The sequence below is a fragment of the Kitasatospora sp. NPDC056531 genome, assembly GCF_042794375.1.
Taxonomy (GTDB): Bacteria; Actinomycetota; Actinomycetes; order Streptomycetales; family Streptomycetaceae; genus Kitasatospora.
Genome location: NZ_JBHTTU010000217.1, coordinates 1 through 4,590, shown reverse-complemented (window position 1 = coordinate 4,590; position 4,590 = coordinate 1). Strand labels below are relative to the sequence as shown.

Below are 4,590 nucleotides of genomic sequence, written 5' to 3'. Positions count from 1 at the left end.
GGTTCAGCCGGCGATCTCCTTGGCCGCGCGGACGCCCGACAGGTAGGCGCCGTGGACGGTGGCGGGGTCGCCCTTTTCCGTGGCCTCGCCGGCGAAGTGCACACGGCCGTCGACGGCGGCCGCGAGCTGGTCGCGCATGGCCGGCGTGGAGCCGAGCTTGTTGAACGAGTACGAGCCCAGCGCGTACGGGTCGGACGCCCAGCGGGTGATCTGGTAGTCAAGCGGCGCGGGGATGCCGCTGCCGTACATGGTCCTGAGCGTGGCCATGGCGCTGTCGACGATCTGGGCGTCACTCCAGCCCTCGATGGTGCGCCCGAAGTCGGCGGCGTTGAAGCCGAGCAGGACCGGCTGGCCGGTGGGGCGGGTGATGTTGATCCACTGTGTCCACTGGCCGCACTTGTCGACGCGCGGCACGTAGCCCAGCCAGTCGGTGTCCGCCCAGAACACGGAGGGGAAGCGCAGGTAGCACTTGTTGAGCACGCCCATGCCGAGCTTGCCGATGGCAGTGAGCTTGTCGCCTGGCAGGCCGGGGCCGAACTGCACGGTCCCGGCCTGGAGCACGCCCAGCGGCAGGGTGACCACCACTCGGTCGGCCTGGAAGGTGCCCTTGTCGGTGGTGACCGTGACGCCGCCGGAGTTCCAGTCGATGCGCTTGACGACCTGCCCGGTCCGGACGGACAGCCCGGCCGCGAGCAGATCGGTGATCTGGTGGTAGCCCTGCGGGAACAGCACGTCCTTGCCCTTGACCTTGTTGTCCTCGTCGAAGTGCAGGCCCGACATCTGCTCCACGCTGCCGGAGTACTCGTGTTCGTAGTCGTTCAGGTCCCAGTTGAGCAGGGCCTTGTCCTGGTCCGACAGGGAGGACCAGTGGACCGCGTCCTCGACGACGCTGCGCACCGACGCGTCCTTGCCCCCCTCGTCCTGGAACGAGGTCAGTGCGTCGGCGGCCTTCTTTCGCCAGCCTTCCAGCGCCTTGGCCTGCCCGTCGCTCAGCTTGCCGCCGTCGGCGGAGTAGTCGGTGGTGCTTTCGAGATCGGTCACGACCGTCTTCGCGTTCGCCTTCGCGGCCAGCGCGGCGATCGGGTTGTTGTCGATGCCGTGGATCCACGAGGCGCCCAGATCGAGCGGCGCGCCGGCCCACTGCTGACTGGTCCAGATGCGCCCGCCGATTCGGTCGCGCGCTTCGAGCACCGACACGTCGTGGCCCTTGTCGGCCAGGTAGCGGGCGGCGCCCAGGCCGCTGATCCCGGCCCCGACGACGATCACCTTCTGGCGCCCGGACGGAGCCGACCCGGACGGCGTGCCCGCACTACCCGCCTCGCCGTCGTCCGCGCCGCTGTCGCAAGCGGACACGGAGCCGAGAACGGCCATACCGGTCAGGCCCAGGCCCATGTTCGTCAGGAAACGTCGGCGGTGCATCGTCATGGCTGTTCTACCGATCTGCGATCTGTCACGGGTTTCTGCAAAGCTGTCGGTGAACGCTTCGTTGCGCTCGGCGACCCGCCTGCGGGGTGAAAAGGGGTCGCGCAGCCCCCTGGCGACTGCCCCGACTCGGTCGGGGCCGCCTCGTGCGCGGCGGTGCGTATCCGCTTGCCGGGTCCGCACGGGGCGTGCGTCCGGACTGAGCCCGGCCCTGCGGACGATCAAGTCCCGTTCGCCGCAGCATGGGCGGACCCGGCGCCGGGGCTCAGGCGGAGCGGCCATGCCCGCGCCGGTTCCGCCGCCCTGAGACCGCGTCGGCGGCCAGGAGCGGAACTGACAGCGCTCCTGCCGGATGTCGGGGATCTCCACGGCAACAGCGGTGTGATGACGAACGGACGGCGCGTCAACGGGAGCAGGGCAGACCTCGGGGGACGGCGGTGACCCCTCTCTTCAGTACAATGAGGTTGATACTGCAGAGGATGCATTGAGGCACTGGTGTGTCAATAGAGGCATTGGGGGCTGAGCGGGGTTGCGTACCGACGCGGCAGACGTGCTGGACTCGGCGATCCCGGTCCTCGCCAAGGACCGAGCGGCATCCATGCAGGTCATCGCCAAGCGAGCGGGTATCAGCCGGGCGACCCTGGTCCGCCTGTTCCCCACCCGCCAGCACCTGGTACAGGCCATGGCCGAGAAGATCCTCGACGACTGCGACCAGGCCCTGACCCGGGCCGAGGCCGACACCGCCGCCATGGAGCAGGTGTTCGCTGCGCTGGTCGCCGAGTACCCGCCGTTCGCCCAGCTGTGGAACCTGGTCTACGTCGAACCCGACGTCCTGGGCGTGCCCGAGGCCAGCAAGCAGGCCGACGCGATCTTCGACCGCACGGTCAAGCTCTTCAAGCGCGGCCAGAAGGCGGGGCTGCTGCGCAAGGACATGCCGGCCACCTGGCTGGCCTCGACCTTCTGCGGCCTGGCCGAGACGGCATGGGAGCTGACCCTCGAAGGCGACATGGGCGCCCGTCAGGCCCCGGACTTCATCACCGCGATCCTCCTGCACGGCGCGGCCGCCTGACCCCACGTCGGCAACGCGCCCCCCGGAAGGACGCTCAGCCTGTCGGCGGAGCTACGCCTCGGTCGAGGACGGCGCCGACTCGACGGCGTCCCACGCACCACCACATAGACCACCGAGAACGCCACCGCGGTATTCGAGCGCCTGCGCCCACGTGTCCCAGCGCTCCGGGCGAAAGGCGCCGAGGTGGCGGGCCAGCTGGTCGCCGAGGTGGCGCGGGGATTCGGCCGCCGTGGCCTCCTGGGCCTCGAAGCAGAAGCCGCCCGTGGCCCGGGCCAGTTCGTGCGGGAGGAACGTCTTGCCCTGGCGGCGGGGCCCGGTCACGATGCCGACGGCCGAACCGAGCCGGGGGGCCGGGGTCTCCCACTCGGCCACGCGGTCGAACAGCGTCGCGAGCCGGGGCACCGTGGTGACGGTGGTGGATCGCATGGGGCCGTCCGGTGGCTCAAGCCGCGCTGAGGTGGTCGAGCACGTCGGTGACGTCGTCGATGTCCCGGACCTCCGCCAGGAGCCGGGGAATGCTCTCCCGATCCAGTCGGCCGGCCAGGTCGACGACACCGTTGCGGACCGTCACTTCGACCGAGCCCTGCGGAAGGTGGAACTCGCGCGCCAGGATCCGCGACGTGATCTCCTCGCGGATGTGCTCGTCGTCCCGGACGAGGGCGCTCAGCAGCGCGGCTCGCCGGACGACACCCACGAGCCGCCCCTGCCAGTCGGCGACCGGCATCCGCTTGAGCCGTCCGCGTGCGGCGGTCAGGGCGGCCTCGGCGACGGTCGTGCCGGCACGGACGGTGGTGGCGGGTGCCGTCATCAGGGTGGCGGCCGTCTCGCCCTGGGCCTTCTCTCGCAGGCCGCGATCACGCAGCCGGCCGATCGGGCCGGACGGATGCTCCATCGCCTCGACGGCGGCCTTCGCCAGCAGATCGGACTCCGAGACCACGCCGATGACGTGGTCCTTCGCGTCGACCACCGGCACCGCGCCCACGTGCTCGCGGGCCAGCGTCCGGGCCAGCTCCGCGAACGGCAGGTCGCCCGACACCGCGACCGCCGGCACGTCCATGACGTCGCGCACCCGCAGGACCGGTGCGGGGCCGGGCTCGTCAGGCACGGCGGTGGCCTCCGGCGGGGCCGGTTCTGGTTCCCTGGCCCGGGCGGCGGAGATGCCCGCGACGGCGCCCAGGTAGCGCAGCAGCATGTCCTGGCGGTGCGGCTCCTCGGGGCTCCAGGCCTTGCCGGGGACGGATCGGCGGGCCTCCGTCCCGGAGGTGAAGTACTCGTGCTCGCTCATGGCGTGGGCCTCCCTGTGGTGCTCCCCGCCTTCCAGTCTCAGCCCGGTGCGCCGCCGACGCTGGTGCCGGTTGGCCCCAAGTTCCCGGCGGACGGCCCAATCCGGGGCGACAGCCCGGCGCACCGGCCGGATGCTGGAGGAAGGGAAGTCGGATCGGCTGGAGGGCTCGCATGGTGCGGTTCCGGGACTTCCTCGCGCGGTTCCGTCCGGTCGGCACGCCCGGTGCACCCACGGCCGGCGTGCCCGCCGACCGGGCCGCCGAACTCGCCGCGGAGCTGGAGCAGCCGCTCGACGGGCTGGCGCAGGCCCAGGCCGAGGCGGCGGCCATCCGGGCCGAGGCGTCGGCGGAGGCCGAACGCATCCGGCAGGAGGCCGCCCGGAACGCGGAACGGATCGTCGAACTCGCCCACGCCCGGGCGCCGCAGGTCCGCGCCGATGCCGCCGCGGCGGCCGGGCACGCGGCGGCGGGTCGGGCGGCCGAAGTGGCCGCCGCAGCGGAGCGGACTGCGGCCGGAATCCGCAGCCGGGCCCGCGAGCGGATGCCCGCGCTGGCCGACCGGGCGGCGGCACTGGCGCTGGAACCGGCCGACAATTCAGGGAGGAACCGGTGGCAGCAGGCTGGGTCGCCGGAGTGACCAGGGCCCGGGGGCTGCTGTCCCGCTGCCTCGGCCACCGCGGAGCCCGGGAACTCGCGGCAGCGGGCACACTCACCGAGGCCGTACGACGGCTGGCGGCGACGCCGTACCGGCGCTTCCCCCCGCCGGACCCGGACCTGGCCGAGGCGCAGCGGGCGGTCTCCGCGACCCTGCTGTGG

At 72.3% G+C, this 4,590-nt stretch carries 5 protein-coding genes and 1 pseudogene; 3 read left to right on the top strand and 3 right to left on the bottom strand.

Annotated features, from left to right (window positions below):
* Positions 1–3: 3 nt before the first annotated feature.
* Positions 4–1,419: a flavin monoamine oxidase family protein gene (locus ACFQ87_RS44505; RefSeq protein WP_380616758.1), complete on the bottom strand. Its 1,416-nt coding sequence runs from the start codon at positions 1,417–1,419 to the stop codon at positions 4–6.
* A gap of 532 nt (positions 1,420–1,951) precedes the next feature.
* On the opposite strand from ACFQ87_RS44505, the gene ACFQ87_RS44500 reads away from it, so the two are divergent.
* A complete protein-coding gene (locus tag ACFQ87_RS44500) occupies positions 1,952–2,491 on the top strand; it encodes a TetR/AcrR family transcriptional regulator (protein ID WP_380616757.1) in 540 nt (179 codons plus the stop codon).
* Positions 2,492–2,542: 51 nt separating this feature from the next.
* Here the strand turns inward: ACFQ87_RS44500 and ACFQ87_RS44495 are convergent, their stop codons facing one another.
* Positions 2,543–2,917 carry a hypothetical protein gene (locus ACFQ87_RS44495; protein WP_380616756.1) on the bottom strand — a complete coding sequence of 125 codons (375 nt, stop codon included), beginning with the start codon at positions 2,915–2,917 and terminating at the stop codon, positions 2,543–2,545.
* Between the two features lie 16 nt (positions 2,918–2,933).
* On the bottom strand, positions 2,934–3,776 hold the full coding sequence (locus tag ACFQ87_RS44490) for a CBS domain-containing protein (RefSeq protein ID WP_380616755.1): 843 nt from the start codon (positions 3,774–3,776) through the stop codon (positions 2,934–2,936).
* 170 nt (positions 3,777–3,946) lie between these two features.
* Here ACFQ87_RS44490 and ACFQ87_RS44485 point away from each other — a divergent pair, with 170 nt between their 5' ends.
* Together ACFQ87_RS44485 and ACFQ87_RS44480 are read left to right on the top strand one after the other, a co-directional pair.
* Complete coding sequence (locus ACFQ87_RS44485; RefSeq protein WP_380616754.1) at positions 3,947–4,411, top strand: hypothetical protein; 465 nt, start codon at positions 3,947–3,949, stop codon at positions 4,409–4,411.
* Positions 4,384–4,590, top strand: a pseudogene (locus ACFQ87_RS44480) (hypothetical protein); the annotation flags it as partial. The gene ACFQ87_RS44485 and the pseudogene ACFQ87_RS44480, both read left to right, overlap by 28 nt.